Here is a 16560-nt window from a genome sequence, read left to right as displayed (position 1 = left end):
CATTGTTCTTACTCTTTGTTGACATTTCCCTGCGAAGGTCGGCCCCAGCCGAGAACTGTAAATTAATACCCTAAAATTTCGGGTTCCGAGATGACCATGGCGGCGGCAATCGAAGGCCAGACGGCTGAGACGCGGGCGTGGCCGAACGCGATCCGCGTCGCCGGCGTCGACATCTTTCATGATCTCACCGCGGCCGAAGCGACCTGGCGCGGCTTCGAGACGTCGCAGCACAGCTACACGCCCTATCAGCGGTTCGATTTCCTCGCCAGCTGGCAACGCCAGGTCGGCGAGCGCGAGGGCCTGCGGCCCTTCATCGTCGTCGCTCATGACAGCGAACGCCGGCCGCTGCTGCTGCTGCCGCTCGCAATCGAATCCCGCCTCGGCGCGAACTGCGCGAGCTTCATGGGCGGCAGGCATGCGACCTTCAACATGGCGCTGTGCGCGAAGGATTTCGCCGCCGATGCGACGGAAGCCGACATCGCGGCCCTGATCCGATCGATCGCCGAACGCTCCCGCGCCGATGCGCTCGCGCTCTGCCAGCAGCCGCTGCGCTGGCGGGATCTGCCGAATCCGCTGGCGCTGCTGCCGCATCAGGCTTCGGTCAACGACTGCCCGGTGCTGGCGATCGAGCCCGGCGCGGCACCGGCGGCGCTGATCAGCAACTCGTTCCGCCGCCGCCTCAAGGGCAAGGAGCGCAAGCTGCAGGCGCTGCCCGGCTACCGCTATTACGTCGCGAGCGAGAGCGCCGATGTCTGCCGCCTGCTCGACTGGTTCTTCCGCGTCAAGCCGCAGCGAATGGCCGAGCAGAAGCTGCCGAACGTGTTCGCCGAGCCGGGCATCGAGCAGTTCATTCGTGCCGCCTGCCTCGCGCCGCGCGCCGACGGCAACGGCTATGCGATCGACATCCACGCGCTGGAGTGCGACGAGGAAGTGATCGCGATCTTCGCCGGCGTGTCCGACGGTCATCGCTTCTCGATGATGTTCAACACCTACACGATGTCGGCCAATTCCAAGTTCAGCCCCGGCCTGATCCTGATGCGCGACATCATCGATCGCCATGCCGGCCTGAACTACCGCGCTCTGGATCTCGGCATCGGCTCGGACGAGTACAAGCGGCTGTTCTGCAAGGACGATGAAGCCGTCGTCGACAGCTTCATTCCGCTCAGCTTGCGCGGCAAGCCGGCGGCCAGTGCGCTGTCGGCCATCAATCGCGCCAAGCGCGCCGTCAAGCAGAATCCGGCGCTGTTCGAGATTGCCCAGAACCTGCGCAGCATGTTCCGCTGAGTATTCAGCTCGCCGCGTCGCCCTGCTCTGCGCCGCCATTCGGTACGCCGAGCCGTTTCATCGCGTCGAACAAGAGTGCCGCAGCGGGTGACAGCGCACGCTTGCGCAACTTGATCAGGCCGTAATTCTCCAACAACAGCCTGTCGCGCAGGCGCAGCACCTTGAACCGCTGCGGATCGACCAGATCGAACACCAGCATGGGGACCGGCACGATCGCGTCGATGCCCGCCGCAATTCCGACCGAGGCGAAAAACGACTCGGTGTTGATGACCCGGCGCGGCGGCGTCACGCCGCGGCTCATGAACAGCCTCTCGAGCGCCTGGCGCATGAAAGATTCGCGCGGCTGGCAGATCCATTGCTGGTCGACCATGTCCTCCAGCTCGACCGTCTCGCGGCCGGCCAACGGATGCTCCGCGCGAACGAGCAGCACCGCCTCCTCCGCGCCGATCTCGTAATAGTCGAATTGCCGGGGATCGATGCCGGCGGGAATCCTGGCGACGACGAAATCGAACTCGAGCGCCAGCAGTCGCGTGATCAATGGCGGGCTGGTGCTGACATCGAGCGAGATGTTCACCCGATTCAGCTTTTCGCCGAGATACTGGATCACGTCGACGACGAGGTCGATGCTCGGCTTGGCGACTGTTCCAACGGAGACGGTGCCGAGCTCACCGGATTTGTAGCCCGCGAACTCGTCGGTGACCTGGTCGAGATCGGCCAGCACGCTCTTGCCGCCACGGATCAGGATCGATCCATAGGCCGTCGGTTCGACGCCGCGCGCCGTGCGCTCGAACAAGGGAACCCGCGCCAGCGCCTCGATTTCGGCAAGCATCTTCGATGCCGCTGATTGGGTGATGTTCAACCGCTCGGCGGCGAGCTGCAACTTGCGCTCATTGTCGAGAGCGACCAGCAGGCGCAGCTGGCGCAGTTTCAGATTACTGATCACGGCCCGCCACCATCCTGCCCGGAAAGAGCCTCTTCCGCTCCGACTAAACCGGAACGGGGCTCCAGATTCTGCTTTGAGGCGTTTTCTTGACGCGAGCCGGCAGCCACTTCGCCGGAAAACGCTCCAGGGTTCCCGCGTTTATACCGCGGTGCATCATGACAGTTTCGCCGTGGCTCCATTCCCAAATGCCATTAGTCACGCGGCAGTCGATTACACAACAATGAAGAAGACTTGCAAGAGCAACGCGACGAACCGCTGCGGGTGCGCCAGGCCGCCCCGAACAGCGCAGTGATCGTCTGCCGAATCGAACAACAGGAAGGGATGGGAACGATGAGCGACGATGTCGAGAAGCGCGCGATCGGAAAGATGATGCGGCGGCTGATTCCGTTCCTCATCCTGTGTTACTTCGTGGCCTATCTCGATCGCGTCAATGTCGGCTTCGCCAAGCTGCATATGAACGCGGCGCTCGGCCTCAGCGAGGCCGCCTACGGGCTCGGCGCCGGTCTGTTCTTCATCGGCTACTTCTTCTTCGAGGTGCCCTCCAACATCCTGCTGGAGCGGTTCGGTGCGCGGCGGTGGATCGCCCGCATCATGATCAGCTGGGGCATCGTCTCGGCCGCATTTGCCTTCATCCCGCAGATGTCCGCGGCGAGCGCCCTGTCGAGCGAATGGATCTTCTACTTCCTGCGCCTCCTGCTCGGCGCCTGCGAAGCCGGCTTCTTCCCCGGCATCATCTTCTACCTGACGCTCTGGTTCCCGTCGGTGTACCGTGCGCGCGTCATCAGCCTGTTCATGCTGGCGATCCCGATCTCGAGCATCATCGGGGCGCCGATCTCGGGATTGCTGCTCAACCTGTCGGGCGCCGGCCTGACCGGATGGCAGTGGCTGTTCGTCTGCGAGGCACTGCCGTCGGTCCTGGTCGGTTTCGCTGTCCTGACCTTCCTGCCGGACTTTCCGCGCCAGGCAAGCTGGCTGCAGCCCGACGAGGTCAAGTGGATCCAGACCACGCTTGAGCGCGAGCGGCAGCAAACCGAGGCCGTGGAGCATATTTCCGTCCTGCAGTCGCTCACCGACTCGCGGGTCCTTGCCTGCGCCTTCGTGTATTTCTGCCTCAACGCGGCAAGCTACGGCGTCGCATTCTTCCTGCCCACCATCATCAAGGCGTTTGGCGTCACCGACACCCAGACCGGCTTGATCGCGGCCCTGCCCTTCGTGTTCGGCGCGGTCGGCATGGTGCTGCTCGGCCGCCATTCCGACAAGACCGGCGAGCGGCGATACCATGTCGCCGGCGCGCTGACGCTCGCCGCCGTCGGCATCGGCCTTGCCGGGCTGATGTCGAATCCGGTGCTGATCGTCGCCCTGCTCTGCCTTGCGCAGATCGGCGTGTCGGCGGTGCCGCCGATGTTCTGGCCGATGCCGGCCGGCATCCTGACGGGCGCCTCGGCGGCGGCAGGCATTGCCGCGATCAACTCGCTCGGCAACCTGTCGGGCTTCGCCGGCCCATTCGCCGTCGGCTATCTGAAGGACCTGACCGGCAGCTTTACCGCAGGGCTACTGCTGCTCGCCGTGATGGGACTGATCGGCGCGCTGGTCACGATCAGGCTGCGGATCGATCCGGTGCTCGAGCGAACCGCGCGCGCGCCGATGATGGCGCACTAAACCCGCCTGCGCGGAACGGCGCCTGCAATGCCCGTCATTTGCCGGCGGCCGCCTTGCTTGCGGCCGCCTTGGCAACCTCGCGGATACAGGCGATGAAGATCTCGGCGGTCGGACCCAAGGTGCGGCCTTTCAACGTGACGATCGCGGCCGAGACGGCGGCCGCCCGCGGAAGCTGAACCGGAAGAACCTTCAGGCCGAGATCGCCGCCGGCAAACCGCGCGACCGAGCCCGGCAGCATGGTGATGAAGCGGCCGGTCGCGGCGAGCCGGCAGCACAAATGAAGCGACAGCGTCGTGATCGGCGCGCTCGGTGTCTGCATTCCGAATTCGCGAAATATCTCCGCCACCGCGGCGCCCGGAAAGGTGTCCGGCGGAGGCAACACCCAGCGCTCGTCAGCGAGGTCAGCCAATTCGAGCCTGGATGCGCGCGCCCATTTGCTTCGCCTTCCCGCGACCACGACGCGCCGATCATCGAGCAAGGGCTCGACGGCCAGGTCCGTCTCGTCAAACGGCGTCGGCGTCCATCCAAGCAGCAGATCGATGTTGCGCTCGCGCAGTTCGCGGTAGCGCAGATCGCTGAGAACGGTCTGCGCGACATTGATGCGGATGCCGGGATGCTGCCGCGTGAAGCGGTCGATCGCCACCGGAAGCAAGCCCGCTGCGATGCTCTCCGTGCTGCCGATGCGCAACTCTCCAATGCTCGGATCGGCCAGAAACTCGAGCTCCTGCAAGCCCTGGGTAAGCTCGTCGAAGATCGAGACCCCGCGTCGAACCAGAGCATGGCCATAGGCCGTCAGTTCGATGCCGTTACGGCAACGATCGAACAGCCGAAGTCCGAGCGCGTGCTCCATGTCGCTGACCGCCCGCGATATCGCCGGCTGCGACACCGCGAGCTCCGCGGCAGCCTTCGCCATGCTGCCGCGCTGCGCGATAACGAGCAGGATGTGCAGGTCGCGCAGCTTGATCCGGCGTCGGGCACGCTCGATGTCCTGCATCAGCGATCCTTACCAAAACGGTTATGGACGCCTCAGACACTAGCATTGGACGTTTATCCCCGCCTCACGCATCCTCCGCGTGCGATGACGCAGATCGTCGCGCCCCGAACGGCGCGGCTCGACGACCATGGAGGCATGCATGTTGACCCGTCGCGACGTCCTGACCGCGTCAGCGGCCGGTGCCGCGCTCGCCGCCGCAGGCCTGGTCCGGCCAGTCGGCGCGCAGCCCCGCCTGAAGACCGCCCATATCCTGACCGGCTACACGCCCGGATTGCCCGACGCCGTCGCAAGGCTCGTTGCCGGGCAGATGAAGGACTATGCCGACTCCATCGTCGTTGAGACCCGGCCCGGCGCGAGCGGCCGGATTGCGATCGAGGCGGTAAAGAACGCCGAGGCCGATGGATCGGTCATGCTGCTCGCGCCGCTTGGGTTCATCGCGCTGTTTCCACACACCTACAATTCGCTCGCATACACACCGCAGGACTTCACGCCGGTATCGACCGTCGGCTCATTCGCGACGCTGCTGGCGATCGGCCCGAAAGTCCCGAACGATGTCAGGAGCCTCGCCGACTTCGTCGCCTGGTGCCGCGCCAACCCGACACAGGCGACCTACGGCACGCCGGGCGTTGGCACCACCCTGCATTTCATCGGTGCGATGCTCGGCCGAACCGCGGGCTTCGACTATCTCCACGTGCCCTATCAAGGCAGAGGGGCGGTCCAGGATCTCCTGAAGGGCGAGATCGCGTCGGCGGTGATGCCGATCGACAGCCTGCTGGGTCAGGTCCAGTCCGGACAGCTTCGCGCTCTGGCGACGACCGGTCCCAGCCGTCTCAAATCCCTCCCCGATGTGCCGACGGTGGCGGAAGCCGGTTACCCCGGGCTTCAGGACGTGACCTGGTTCGGCATCTTCCTGCCGGCGAAGACGCCCGCGGCAATCGTCGCGCAACTCAACGGCGCGATCCAGGCGTCATTGCGCAGCGACGAGGTCAAGTCCGGCATGGCCAAACTGTCGGTCGACGTCGACGCAATCGCGATGAATGACTTTGCGCAACTGCTCGCCACCGAATCCGATCGCTGGAAAGGGATCGTGCGGGCGACCGGATTTACCCCGACGGGCTGACGGTGGCGCTCAGGCAGCCACCACCCGCGGGCCCCTCACAGCCGCTTCCGACGCCGCGCAGGGCTTGCTCAGCATCGTCACTTCGGCGAAGCCGACCGCCCTGAGTTGCTCGACCATCGAGTGGCGAGCATCCTGCGCCATGGTGGCGTCGGGCACGACGACCGCCTGTGCCTTCGCGGTCAGCAGTTCGGCCGGCAGGTCGAGGGCCGAACCGGCGTCGAGCAGCACGTGGTCGTAGACCCTGAGCAGCGCATCGATCGCAAGGGCGAGCCGCGGCGATTGCAGATGCGAGCGATCGAAGCCCGGACGCCCGGCGCTGACGATCTGAACACGCGACTGCCGGTCCTTGGTGATGATCTGCGCGAAGGTCGCCTCGCCCTGCATCAGCTCGGCAAGGCCGGGCGCCGCCGGATCGACGGTCGCCGACGTCAGCACCGGCGAGGACGCGACGAGATCGACGACGACAACCTTGGCCTGGCGCGCCATCAGACGCGCCAGCGTCAGGGCGGTCAACGTAACGCTATCAGCCGCGGCCGGGCCGAGCACGGTGACCTTGTGGGCGGCGGGACCGGCGGCGACAAGGCGCTCGGCGAGCTCATCGATCTCGTCGGCAGTCTGGGCGGACTCAGGCTGCGGCGGAGGTTCATAGGCAGCCGCAGGCTCCAGCGGCAGTTCGGGCTCCACGGCCGGCTTCGGCGCGACCGGCGATGCGAGCGCGGGTTCAGGGGGCAGCGCCGGCGCGGGCTGGTCCACGGTTGCGGCATCCATGACCGGCTCGCGGCGCCTGATCACGGCAGCCGCCGGCGCGAAGGCGCGGCCAACCGCACCGGGCGCGGAGATGCGCAGCAGCTCGCCGGTGATGATGATGCCGGATGACAGCAGCAGCGTCGCCAGCGTCGCGATCAGCACGATCGGCAGCTTCTTCGGATAGGCCGGCGTATTCGAAACCGAGGCGCGCGAGATGATGCGACCGTCGGTCGGCGCGGCCTCGATGTTCTCGCGCGCCGTCGCCTCGCGGTACTTGGCGAGATAGGCCTCCAGCAGGTCGCGCTGCGCCTTGGCTTCGCGCTCCAGCCCGCGCAGTTGCACGTCCTGGCTATTGCTAGACGACGCCTGCCTCTTCGACTGGTCCAGGCTCGCCTGCAACGCCATGACTCGGCCATCGGCGACGCGGGCGTCATTGTCCAGCGAGCGCGAAACCTTGCCGGCTTCTTCGCGCAATTGCCGGTCGAGATCGGCGATCTGCGCCTTCAATTCCTTGATGCGCGGATGGTTGTCGAGCAGCGTCGACGACTGCTCGGCAAGCTGCGCGCGCAGCGTGCCGCGCTGTTCGGCCAGCCGGCGGATCAGCTCGGAATTGAGCACCTCCGACGCCTCGATCGGCTTGCCGCCCTGAAGCATCTCCCGGATCAGCCGTGCCTTGGTCTCGGCATCCGCCTTCAGCGCGCGGGCATTGTTGAGCTGCGTGTTCAGCTCACCCATCTGCTGGTTCGACAGCGGGATGTTGTTGGTGCCGACGAACAGGCTCGACTTCGAGCGGAATTCCTCGACGCGCGAATCCGCCTCCGCGACCTTGGTGCGCAGCTTGTCGATCTCGCCGAGCAGCCATGTGCTGGCGGATTTGGCCTGGTCCTGCCGCGCGGCCTGCTGCAGCACGAGATAGCCGTCCGCGATCGAGTTGGCGACGCGCGCCGCAAGCTCGGGATCCTCGGACTGGAACTCGATTACCATGACGCGCGACTTGTCGACCGCAAAAGCCTGGAAGCGCTCGTAATAGGAATCAAGCACCCGCTCTTCCGGCGTCAGGCTGAACGGGTCACGGCCGATGCCGAACAGCGCCAGCAGCGACTTCAGCGGCGAAAAGCCCCGCAGCACCGGATCGAACTCCGGACGTTCGGCCAGCTTGTTCTTCTTGATGATGTCGCGCGCGAGATCGCGCGACAGCAACAGCTGCACCTGGCTCGTCACCGCCTCGGCGTCGAGCGAGGTGCGCTCCAGGTCGCGCTCGCCGTTCGGACGCAGGAAGGCGTTCTCGCGATTGTCGATCAGGATTCGCGCTTCCGACTTGTAGCGCGGCGTCACGACGTTGACCGCGGCAAGCGACAACGCGAACACCAGCACCGTCGGCACGATGATCCAGCCGCGCTTGCGCGCCAGCGCGCGGCCGAGCACGTGCAGATCAAGATCGGCCGCCTCCGCCGGACGGGCCGGCTTGTCAGGAGCAGGCTTGTCGGGATCAGGCTTGGGCGCAGCCGGCTTCACGACAGCTTCGTCGGCAACGGGCGCAGACTTCGGCAACGCCCGTTGCACGACGGCCTTATCCTTGCCTCTACGCCAGAATGCAAAACGCATAACGAACCCCCGCGGACACCGCGACTCCCTCTCAATGGGGCGATTACAGTCCATTAAGGTTGCCGCTGGGTTAATCGGTGGGGTTGACGGGCATGGCCGCCACCACCCGCCCCGTCATTCTTTGTTAACCATGGGTGCCGTTAATCGGAGCCGATATTGTCGCGGGATTCCTTGCATGCGCGATCTGCGCGCTCCCCTTATTTGTCTGGTCGCTGCGCTCGCGCTGTCGGGCTGCATGGTCCGAGCGTCGCCGCTTGCCGGTGACCCTGGTCTCGAACCGATGGCGTATGCTGCGCCCGTGGCCTATGCCGATCCCGCACCGACGCGCGAGGGCTATAATCTCGGCCCCGGCGACAAGCTCCGCGTTGTGGTCTATGGCCAGGAAGGGCTGACCAACGCCTATGCGATCGACGCCGCGGGCGCGATCACCATGCCGCTGTTCGGCTCGGTGCCGGCGCGCGGCCGGACGCCCGCCGGGCTTGCCGCCGAGATCACCGCGCGGCTGCGCAACGGCTTCATCCGCGAGCCGTCGGTCGCAGTCGAGATCGAGGCCTACCGGCCGTTCTTCATCCTCGGCGAAGTCCAGGCCCCCGGCCAATATCCCTATGTGCCCAACATGACGGTCGAAAGCGCGATCGCGATCGCCGGCGGCTTCTCGCCGCGCGCCAGGCGCGACGAGGTTACCGTCACCCACACCAATGCATCCGGCGCCGGCCGCTTCGTCGCTCCCCTGGGCACGCCGATCGGCCCCGGCGACACCGTGTTCGTCGGCGAGCGCTGGTTCTGATCGATGGCGCAGGATCAAAATCAGCAACCGCCCCTCCGCATCCTGCACGTGGTGCGTGCCCCGGTCGGCGGCATCATTCGTCACATCCTCGACGTCGCCAACGGCCAGATCGAACGCAGCCATCATGTCGGCATCGTCGCCGACAGTTTGACCGGCGGCGCGCGGGCCGACGCGGCGCTTGCCGAGATCGAGCCGCGGCTCAAGCTCGGCGTCCACCGCGTCGCGATACGCCGTGAGCCGCGCTTCGCCGACTTCATGGTCTGGGCCCACATCGCCAGCCTGATCCGGAAGCTGAAACCCGATGTCGTCCACGGGCATGGCGCCAAGGCCGGCGCCTATGTCCGGCTGCGGCGGCGGTCGGGCAAGGTGATCCGGGTCTACACGCCGCATGGCGGCTCGCTGCACTACCCGCTCGACACCTGGAAGGGCCGCTTCTACAGCCAGCTCGAGCGCACCCTGATGAACAGCACCGACCTGTTCCTGTTCGAGAGCGCGTTTGCCCGCGACACCTATCAGCGCACCGTCGGCAAGCCGGCAGGCCTCGTGCGCTGCGTGTTCAACGGCGTCACCGCGGAGGAGTTCGAACCGGTCCCCCGCGCCGACGATGCCACCGACGTGGCCTATGTCGGCGAGTTCCGGCGCATCAAGGGCGCCGATCTGCTGATCGACGCGGTGGCGAAGCTGCGCGCCGAGGGCAAGCCGGTGACGTTGACGCTCGGCGGCGACGGCGAGGAATTCGAGCGCCTCAAGGAGCAGGTGACGCGGCTGTCGCTCGGCGAGGCCGTCCGCTTCATCGGTCACGTCAAGGCGCGCTATGGCTTTTCGAAGGGCAGCCTGCTCGTGGTGCCCTCGCGCGGCGATTCGATGCCCTATGTAGTGATCGAGGCGGGCGCGGCCGGCGTTCCGATGATCGCCGCCGATGTCGGCGGCATCCCGGAGATCTTCGATACCCACACCGACGCCCTGTTCGCGCCGAGCAATGCTGGAGCGATGGCCGACGCGATCAAGGCCGCGCTCGACGATCCCGCCGCGACCGCGGCGCGCGCCGAGCGATTGCGCGAGCGGATTTCGGAACATTTCTCGCAAAGCGCGATGGTCGAGGGTGTACTGGCCGGCTATCGCGACGCCTTTGCCAAACGTTAACCACTTCTTGCACACGTAACCGTTTCTTCCGATTTGTCCCCTTAAGTCACGTCCGGGGGAATTTTCGTGCTGCGCGCGGATGCCCATCTGCATGCGCAGGAATGGACGTGGACTCGTGGAACCGTTTAACGCACGCTCGATGCTGGATGCCGCTGCGTCTGCGACGGCCGCTCAGCCGCAGATCGAACGGCGCCGGCGCCTCTCGCCGGCCGCGCTCGCCGTTACCAACCAGAAGGTTCGCGGCGCCTACTCGCCGGTTGTGATCGCCGGCGTGGTTCGCCTCGCCGACTTCGTGCTGCTCAGCCTGGTCGGCGTCGGGCTCTATCTCGCCTATGTCAGGCCGCTCGCCGGCGGCAGTATTCACTGGGGGTACATCGCATCGATCCTCGGCATGTCGGCTGCCGCCGTGGTCTGCTTCCAGGCCGCCGATATCTACCAGGTGCAGATCTTCCGCGGCCAGCTTCGCCAGATGACGCGCATGATCTCGTCGTGGGCCGTCGTGTTCCTGCTGTTCATCGGCATCTCCTTCCTGGTCAAGCTCGGCGGCGAGGTCTCGCGGGTCTGGCTGTCGTCGTTCTTCTGCGTCGGCCTTGCGGTGCTGATCGCCGAACGGCTGCTGCTGCGATCGATGGTGCGCGCCTGGGCGCATGACGGCCGGCTCGACCGCCGCACCATCATCGTCGGAGCAGACCACAATGGCGAGCAGCTGATCGAGGCGCTGAACGCCGAGGATGATTCCGACATCCATCTGCTCGGCGTGTTCGACGACCGCAATGACGATCGCGCCACCAACACCTGCGCCGGCGCACCGAAACTCGGCAAGATCGATGACATCGTCGAATTCGCCCGCCGCACCCGCGTCGACCTCGTGCTGTTCGCGCTGCCGATCTCGGCGGAGACCCGCATCCTGGAAATGCTGAAGAAGCTGTGGGTGCTGCCGGTCGACATCCGCCTGTCGGCCCATACCAACAAGCTGCGCTTCCACCCCCGTTCCTATTCCTATATCGGCAAGGTGCCGACGCTCGATATGTTCGAGGCGCCGATCACCGACTGGGATCTGGTGCTGAAATGGCTGTTCGACCGCGTGGTCGGCGGTCTGGCCTTGGTTGCGGCGCTGCCGGTGTTGGGACTGGTGGCGCTCGCGGTGAAACTCGACAGCCCCGGCCCGGTGCTGTTCCGCCAGAAGCGCTTCGGCTTCAACAATGAGCGGATCGACGTCTACAAATTCCGCTCGCTCTACCACCATCAGGCCGACCCCACCGCCTCCAAGGTGGTGACCAAGAACGATCCGCGCGTGACCCGCGTCGGCCGCTTCATCCGCAAAACCTCGCTCGACGAATTGCCGCAACTGTTCAACGTTGTGCTGAAGGGCAATCTCTCGCTGGTCGGCCCGCGCCCGCACGCCGTGCAGAGCAAGCTGGAGAACCGCCTGTTCGACGAGGCGGTCGACGGCTACTTCGCCCGCCACCGCGTCAAGCCCGGCATCACCGGCTGGGCGCAGATCAACGGCTGGCGCGGCGAGGTCGACACTGACGAGAAGATCCAGAAGCGCGTCGAATACGACCTCTATTACATCGAGAACTGGTCGGTGCTGTTCGACCTCTACATCCTGCTCAAGACCCCGTTCTCGCTGCTAACGAAAAGCGAGAACGCGTACTGATCGAGGCGGGTTCAAACCGCACGTCATTGCGAGCGCAGCGAAGCAATCCACGCTGCCGCTAGGGGATAGGTGGATTGCGTCGTCGCTGACGCTCCTCGCAATAACGGGTGTCAGGTTCTGTGTCCGTTGCGTTGCGTGAGTATCCGATGGCCTATGCGGCGACAGCCGGGACGACCCATTCGCTGACATCAGCACCAACGGGCGTGCTGGCGCTGCAGCGGGCGCTGGTGTGGCTGGCCGGCGCGTCCGGCGCCATCGTGTTCATCGAGCCGAGCCCGTATGAGCTCGTCACGCTGACTGCCTGCGTGCTGTTCTTCGCCACGGGCCTGCGCATGCGGCTCGTGTTCATGCCGCTGCTGTTCACATTGATCGTGCTCAATGTCGGCTACAGCATCGGTGCGGTGCCGTTCCTCGACAAGCCGGAGGTGGTGAACTGGATCCTGACCTCCTGGTACATGGCCATCACCGTCATCTTCTTCGCGATGGTGATGTCGGAGGATACCGAAGCCCGCCTCGACATGCTGCGCCGCGGCCTGATCGTCGGCGCGATGATCGCTTCGCTCGCCGGCATCGCCGGCTACTTCCGTCTGGTGCCCGGCGGCTACGACCTGCTGACGCTGTATGACCGCGCCCGCGGAACCTTCAAGGACCCGAACGTGCTCGGCGCCTTCCTGATCCTGCCGGCGCTGTTCACACTGCAGAGCGTGGTCTCCGACCGCTTCGGCAAGGCGCTCCGCAACGCCATCGCCTTCGGCATCATCTCGCTCGCGATCCTGCTGTCGTTCTCGCGCGCCGCCTGGGGCGGCCTCGTGATCACCGCGGCCTTCATGCTGGCGCTGATGGTGTTCACCAGCCGCTCGCAGGCGCAGCGCTCGCGCATCATCGTGATGACCTTGATCGCCGCGATCCTGGCCGTGGCGCTGATCGCGGTGCTGCTCTCGATCGGCTCGGTCGCCGACATGTTCAAGCAGCGCGCGAGCTTCGACCAGAGCTATGACGAAGGCCGCTTCGGCCGGTTCGGCCGCCACATCCTCGGCGCCCAGATGGCGCTGGAGCTGCCGTTCGGCATCGGGCCGCTGCAATTCCACACCTACTTCCCCGAGGACACCCACAATTCCTATCTCAACGCCTTCATGTCGGGCGGCTGGATCTCGGGGATCTGCTATCCGGCGCTGGTGTTCGTCACCGCGATCATCGGCTTCCGCTACATCTACATGCGGGTGCCGTGGCAGCGCGGCTATCTCGCGGTCTTCTCGGCGTTCCTCGGCTTCGTCGGCGAGAGCTTCATCATCGATACCGACCACTGGCGGCACTTCTGGATGATGCTGGGCACGATGTGGGGCATGTATGCGGCAGCCGAGCACTACCGCGCGACGTCGGCACGGATCATCGACGAGTCTTCGGCGGCATCTTGAGGCTGGCGCGCTGCTCCGGCGGCATGTCGATCACCGCCTTCAATGCTCCGGTCGCTTCCAGCACGCCCTTGTAGCCGTCATTGGCGAAACGCAGCAGCAAGCGCAGCTCGTCGTCGGTGTAGCTGCTCCACAGCTTGAGCATCGCCTCCTGCATCGGCACGTAGAACTTGCCGATCTCCGCCGCTTTTTCCTCCACCACCGAGATGAAGACCTTGCGGCGGTCGCTCTCGTCCCGCTCGCGGCGCACGTAACCCGCTTTCTCCAGACGATCGACCACGCCGGTGATCGCGCCGGTGGTCAGCCCGGTGACCTCGGCGAGACGCCCCGCGGTCACCCGCCCCTCCAGATGCAGGATATCCATGCATTCCATGTCGGAATTGGAGATTCCGGCCATGTTTGCAACTGCTTGGCCGTACATCACGCCCTGCGCGGATGACCGGCGCATCGCCTCCTCGAGTTCCTGCATCAGCGTTTCGCGCGACGTCGTGCTTGACAAATCGGCTCCTATATCTTACTCGCCTAATATCTTATATACTAAGATAATTAGCAACTGACCTTTCCTATCCCACACGGATGCATGGAGCAAGGCATGACCTCACGTCCCCGTAAAGCTCTGATCATCGGCGCCGGCATCGCAGGTCCTGTCACCGCGATGTTCCTGACCCGCGCCGGCATCGAGACCGAGCTCTATGAAGCCTGGCCCTACTCCACCGGGATCGGCGGCGGGCTTCAGATCGCGCCGAACGGCATGCATGTGCTGGCCGAGCTCGGCCTCGCCGACGAACTGATCCGCAACGGCTCGATCGCGGAGTCCTTCGACTTCTATTCGCAGGGCGGCAAGAAGCTCGGCTCGCTCAACCAGAACATGCAGCAGCGCTTCGGCCAGCCCGCGGTGAACATGTGCCGCGCGACGTTGAACGAGACGCTGATCGACAAGGCCTGGGCCTCCAACGTCTCGGTGTTCTTCGAGAAGAAACTTGTGAAGATCGAAGACCGCGGCGACCAGCCCGTGATCGCCTATTTCAACGACGGCACCACCGCCGAGGGCGATTTCGTGATCGGTGCCGACGGCGTGCACTCTGCGGTGCGGCGCCACGTGATCCCTGACGGCCCAACGCCGTTCGACACCGGGCTGATCGGCTTCGGCGGATTCGTGCCCCGCGCGGTGATCGAGAAGCTGCCGATCGGCCAGAGGGTGGCGACCACGTTCGGGCAGAGCGGCTTCTTCGGCTATGGGATGTGCAGCCCCGATCCGGACACGGGCGCGATGTGGTGGAGCACGCAGCCGTCGCACGGCATGACCGCGGCGGCCTACCGCCTGCGGAGCCAGGACGCAATCAGGCAGCATCTGCGCGATTTCCACGCCGGCTGGCACGCGCCGATCCCCGAGATCATCGAAGCCGCCCAGAATATCGTGGTGACCGACACGCTCGACGTCGCGACGCTGCCGACTTGGTCGCGCAAGCGCACGCTGTTGATCGGCGACGCCGCGCACGCGACGAGCCCGCATGCCGGCCAGGGCGCATCGCTGGCGCTGGAAGACGCGCTGCGGCTCGGCATCCTGATGCGCGACGGCCAGGAGCTCGGCATGACGTTCCAGGCTTTCGAGCACGAGCGGCGCCCGCGCGCCGAGAAGATCGTGGCGATCGCCCGGCGCAACGGCAACAGCAAGCGCGAGTTCAGCCCGACCGGCGCCTGGCTCCGCGATCACATGTTGAAGCTGCTGCTGCCGGTGTCGTCCAAGGGCATGGACTTCATGTACGCTTATAATCCGCGCGCGGCGGCGTAGCGCCTCTCCCTCTCCCCGTCCTTCACGGGGTCGAGACGAGCGAAGCTCGCTCTTAGAGGGTTGGGGTGAGGGGCTCTCTCCACGAGCAATGCGATCGGACGGACCTGTACCCCCTCACCCGGATCGCATCTGACGATGCGATCCGACCTCTCCCCGCAAGCGGGGCGAGGTAAGCGAAGCTACTTCTCGACCTCGAAGGTCAGCCCGGCGTGATCGATCAGGCGCTTGATCAGCTTGTGCTGCATCGCCGCTCCCGGCGTCCAGAAGCCGGCGGCGACGTCGGGTGTATCGCGCAGCAGGCAGATCGCGCATTCCGAGATCATCTTCGAGGTCGAGCCGTAGCCGGGATCGCGATCGCCCTTGATGCCGGCGCGGACCATGCGGCCGTCGGGCGCGACCGCGAGATAAAGCAGATCGTAGCGGCCGTTCTCGCGCTCCTCCTTTGACGGCCCCTCGCCCGGCTTCGGCGCGCTTGGGCCGGTCTTCTCGGAATTCAACGCCATCACCTTCTTGGCGTTGGCCTCGCCCTTCTCGCCCGGGCCAGTCAGGACCATCTCGTCGTAGACGAAGTCCCGTCCGTAGGGAAAGCCCATCAGCATGTTGGAGCGGTGCACGTTGCGCGTGTTGATCAGCGCCATCATGAACGGCGCAGTCCAGGAGTGCAAATCCTCCTCATAGGCCGGCTTGCTGCCGCGCGGCTGCTTCGGACCCTCGAAGCCCGGCGTCAGCGCGAAAGGGTTGTTGAGGATCGCAACCAGGCTGAGGTCCTTGGCGACCGCATCGAAGGTCGCCTTGGCGCTCGCCGCGGTGCCGCCGGACAGCGTGCCGCGCATGTCGCGCACGCGGCCCTTGATGCGCGGCGCCGGCGCGCCGAACACGCGCCTCGCTTCCTCCTGCACGAAGAACGCGCCCAGTTCGAACGGCACCGAGTCGAAACCGCAGGAGAACACGATGCGCGCGCCGCTGGCCTTCGCGGCGGCTTCGTATTTGTCGATCATCTGCCGCATCCAGATCGGCTCGCCGCAGAGATCGAAATAGTCGGTGCCGCTTTCCACGCAGGCCGCGATCAGCTCGTTGCCATAGAGCTGATACGGTCCGACCGTCGAGATGACAGACCTGGTTTGCGCTAGCATCGCCTTCAGCGAGGCGGCATCGCCGGCATCGGCGACGATCAGCGGCGTGTCGGCGGGCGCGCCGATCGCGTCGCGTACCGAGGCGAGCTTGTCCTTGCTGCGCCCGGCCATCGCCCATGTCAGGCTACTGTTGCGATAATGCGCCGCGAGATATTCGGCGACAAGCTGGCCGGTGAAGCCGGTCGCACCATAGACGACGATGTCGAGTTTCGACGAGGACATGGATCAGGCTCCCTGCGCAGCGAATGGGCGCCCTTTTGTCATCGCGGGCGCGGCAACGC

At 65.6% G+C, this 16560-nt stretch carries 13 protein-coding genes; 8 read left to right on the top strand and 5 right to left on the bottom strand.

Features of this window, described 5'->3' with window-relative positions; genetic code table 11:
• The first annotated feature begins 90 nt into the window (after positions 1-90).
• The gene (locus J2R76_RS05615; RefSeq protein ID WP_141341058.1) at positions 91-1284 is read left to right on the top strand and encodes a GNAT family N-acetyltransferase; all 1194 of its coding nucleotides are present in this window, start codon (positions 91-93) and stop codon (positions 1282-1284) included.
• Between the two features lie 4 nt (positions 1285-1288).
• Here J2R76_RS05615 and J2R76_RS05610 read toward each other — a convergent pair whose 3' ends face one another.
• Positions 1289-2227 (bottom strand): LysR family transcriptional regulator, encoded by a 939-nt coding sequence (locus J2R76_RS05610; protein WP_141341059.1) that lies wholly within the window; start codon positions 2225-2227, stop codon positions 1289-1291.
• A gap of 321 nt (positions 2228-2548) precedes the next feature.
• On the opposite strand from J2R76_RS05610, the gene J2R76_RS05605 reads away from it, so the two are divergent.
• Positions 2549-3886 carry an MFS transporter gene (locus J2R76_RS05605; RefSeq protein ID WP_375166566.1) on the top strand — a complete coding sequence of 446 codons (1338 nt, stop codon included), beginning with the start codon at positions 2549-2551 and terminating at the stop codon, positions 3884-3886.
• A gap of 34 nt (positions 3887-3920) precedes the next feature.
• Here J2R76_RS05605 and J2R76_RS05600 read toward each other — a convergent pair whose 3' ends face one another.
• Positions 3921-4880 carry a LysR family transcriptional regulator gene (locus J2R76_RS05600; RefSeq protein WP_141341060.1) on the bottom strand — a complete coding sequence of 320 codons (960 nt, stop codon included), beginning with the start codon at positions 4878-4880 and terminating at the stop codon, positions 3921-3923.
• Between the two features lie 139 nt (positions 4881-5019).
• Between J2R76_RS05600 and J2R76_RS05595 the strand changes: the two genes are divergently transcribed.
• A complete protein-coding gene (locus J2R76_RS05595) occupies positions 5020-6000 on the top strand; it encodes a tripartite tricarboxylate transporter substrate binding protein (protein WP_057020864.1) in 981 nt (326 codons plus the stop codon).
• A gap of 9 nt (positions 6001-6009) precedes the next feature.
• Here J2R76_RS05595 and J2R76_RS05590 read toward each other — a convergent pair whose 3' ends face one another.
• Positions 6010-8352 (bottom strand): exopolysaccharide transport family protein, encoded by a 2343-nt coding sequence (locus J2R76_RS05590; RefSeq protein ID WP_253623806.1) that lies wholly within the window; start codon positions 8350-8352, stop codon positions 6010-6012.
• A 175-nt stretch (positions 8353-8527) separates the two neighbouring features.
• Between J2R76_RS05590 and J2R76_RS05585 the strand changes: the two genes are divergently transcribed.
• The 4 genes from J2R76_RS05585 to J2R76_RS05570 all read left to right on the top strand — a co-directional run bounded on the left by J2R76_RS05585 (position 8528) and on the right by J2R76_RS05570 (position 13357).
• Positions 8528-9139: a polysaccharide biosynthesis/export family protein gene (locus J2R76_RS05585; RefSeq protein ID WP_375166477.1), complete on the top strand. Its 612-nt coding sequence runs from the start codon at positions 8528-8530 to the stop codon at positions 9137-9139.
• 3 nt (positions 9140-9142) lie between these two features.
• Positions 9143-10282, top strand: coding sequence for a glycosyltransferase family 4 protein (locus tag J2R76_RS05580; RefSeq protein ID WP_141341062.1), 1140 nt, complete (start codon positions 9143-9145; stop codon positions 10280-10282).
• Positions 10283-10397: 115 nt separating this feature from the next.
• Entirely contained in the window at positions 10398-11942 is a 1545-nt protein-coding gene (locus J2R76_RS05575; protein ID WP_057020669.1) for an undecaprenyl-phosphate glucose phosphotransferase, read from the top strand.
• Between the two features lie 146 nt (positions 11943-12088).
• Entirely contained in the window at positions 12089-13357 is a 1269-nt protein-coding gene (locus tag J2R76_RS05570) for an O-antigen ligase (RefSeq protein WP_076825280.1), read from the top strand.
• On the opposite strand, the gene J2R76_RS05565 is transcribed toward J2R76_RS05570, so the two are convergent.
• Positions 13329-13823 (bottom strand): MarR family transcriptional regulator, encoded by a 495-nt coding sequence (locus J2R76_RS05565; RefSeq protein ID WP_141341084.1) that lies wholly within the window; start codon positions 13821-13823, stop codon positions 13329-13331. The genes J2R76_RS05570 and J2R76_RS05565 overlap by 29 nt on opposite strands.
• A gap of 123 nt (positions 13824-13946) precedes the next feature.
• On the opposite strand from J2R76_RS05565, the gene J2R76_RS05560 reads away from it, so the two are divergent.
• Positions 13947-15146, top strand: coding sequence for an NAD(P)/FAD-dependent oxidoreductase (locus J2R76_RS05560; RefSeq protein WP_057020866.1), 1200 nt, complete (start codon positions 13947-13949; stop codon positions 15144-15146).
• Positions 15147-15325: 179 nt separating this feature from the next.
• Here the strand turns inward: J2R76_RS05560 and J2R76_RS05555 are convergent, their stop codons facing one another.
• Positions 15326-16501, bottom strand: coding sequence for a trans-acting enoyl reductase family protein (locus J2R76_RS05555; protein ID WP_057020671.1), 1176 nt, complete (start codon positions 16499-16501; stop codon positions 15326-15328).
• Between the last annotated feature and the right edge of the window lie 59 nt (positions 16502-16560).

It is taken from the genome of Bradyrhizobium sp. USDA 4532 (genome assembly GCF_024171315.1).
In the GTDB taxonomy this organism is placed as follows: Bacteria; Pseudomonadota; Alphaproteobacteria; order Rhizobiales; family Xanthobacteraceae; genus Bradyrhizobium; species Bradyrhizobium australafricanum.
Note: the sequence above shows the minus strand (reverse complement) of the source record. Positions and strands in the feature narration are given on the sequence as shown.

What these genes read in the sequence shown, in the direction of transcription:
- J2R76_RS05570 (WP_076825280.1), top strand. Translation starts at nt 12,089, where the DNA reads ATGGCCTATGCGGCGACAGCCGGGACGACCCATTCGCTGACATCAGCA.
- J2R76_RS05615 (WP_141341058.1), top strand. Translation starts at nt 91, where the DNA reads ATGACCATGGCGGCGGCAATCGAAGGCCAGACGGCTGAGACGCGGGCG.
- J2R76_RS05585 (WP_375166477.1), top strand. Translation starts at nt 8,528, where the DNA reads ATGCGCGATCTGCGCGCTCCCCTTATTTGTCTGGTCGCTGCGCTCGCG.
- J2R76_RS05565 (WP_141341084.1), bottom strand. Translation starts at nt 13,823, where the DNA reads ATGCAGGAACTCGAGGAGGCGATGCGCCGGTCATCCGCGCAGGGCGTG.
- J2R76_RS05580 (WP_141341062.1), top strand. Translation starts at nt 9,143, where the DNA reads ATGGCGCAGGATCAAAATCAGCAACCGCCCCTCCGCATCCTGCACGTG.
- J2R76_RS05595 (WP_057020864.1), top strand. Translation starts at nt 5,020, where the DNA reads ATGTTGACCCGTCGCGACGTCCTGACCGCGTCAGCGGCCGGTGCCGCG.
- J2R76_RS05560 (WP_057020866.1), top strand. Translation starts at nt 13,947, where the DNA reads ATGACCTCACGTCCCCGTAAAGCTCTGATCATCGGCGCCGGCATCGCA.
- J2R76_RS05590 (WP_253623806.1), bottom strand. Translation starts at nt 8,352, where the DNA reads ATGCGTTTTGCATTCTGGCGTAGAGGCAAGGATAAGGCCGTCGTGCAA.
- J2R76_RS05555 (WP_057020671.1), bottom strand. Translation starts at nt 16,501, where the DNA reads ATGTCCTCGTCGAAACTCGACATCGTCGTCTATGGTGCGACCGGCTTC.
- J2R76_RS05600 (WP_141341060.1), bottom strand. Translation starts at nt 4,880, where the DNA reads ATGCAGGACATCGAGCGTGCCCGACGCCGGATCAAGCTGCGCGACCTG.
- J2R76_RS05605 (WP_375166566.1), top strand. Translation starts at nt 2,549, where the DNA reads ATGGGAACGATGAGCGACGATGTCGAGAAGCGCGCGATCGGAAAGATG.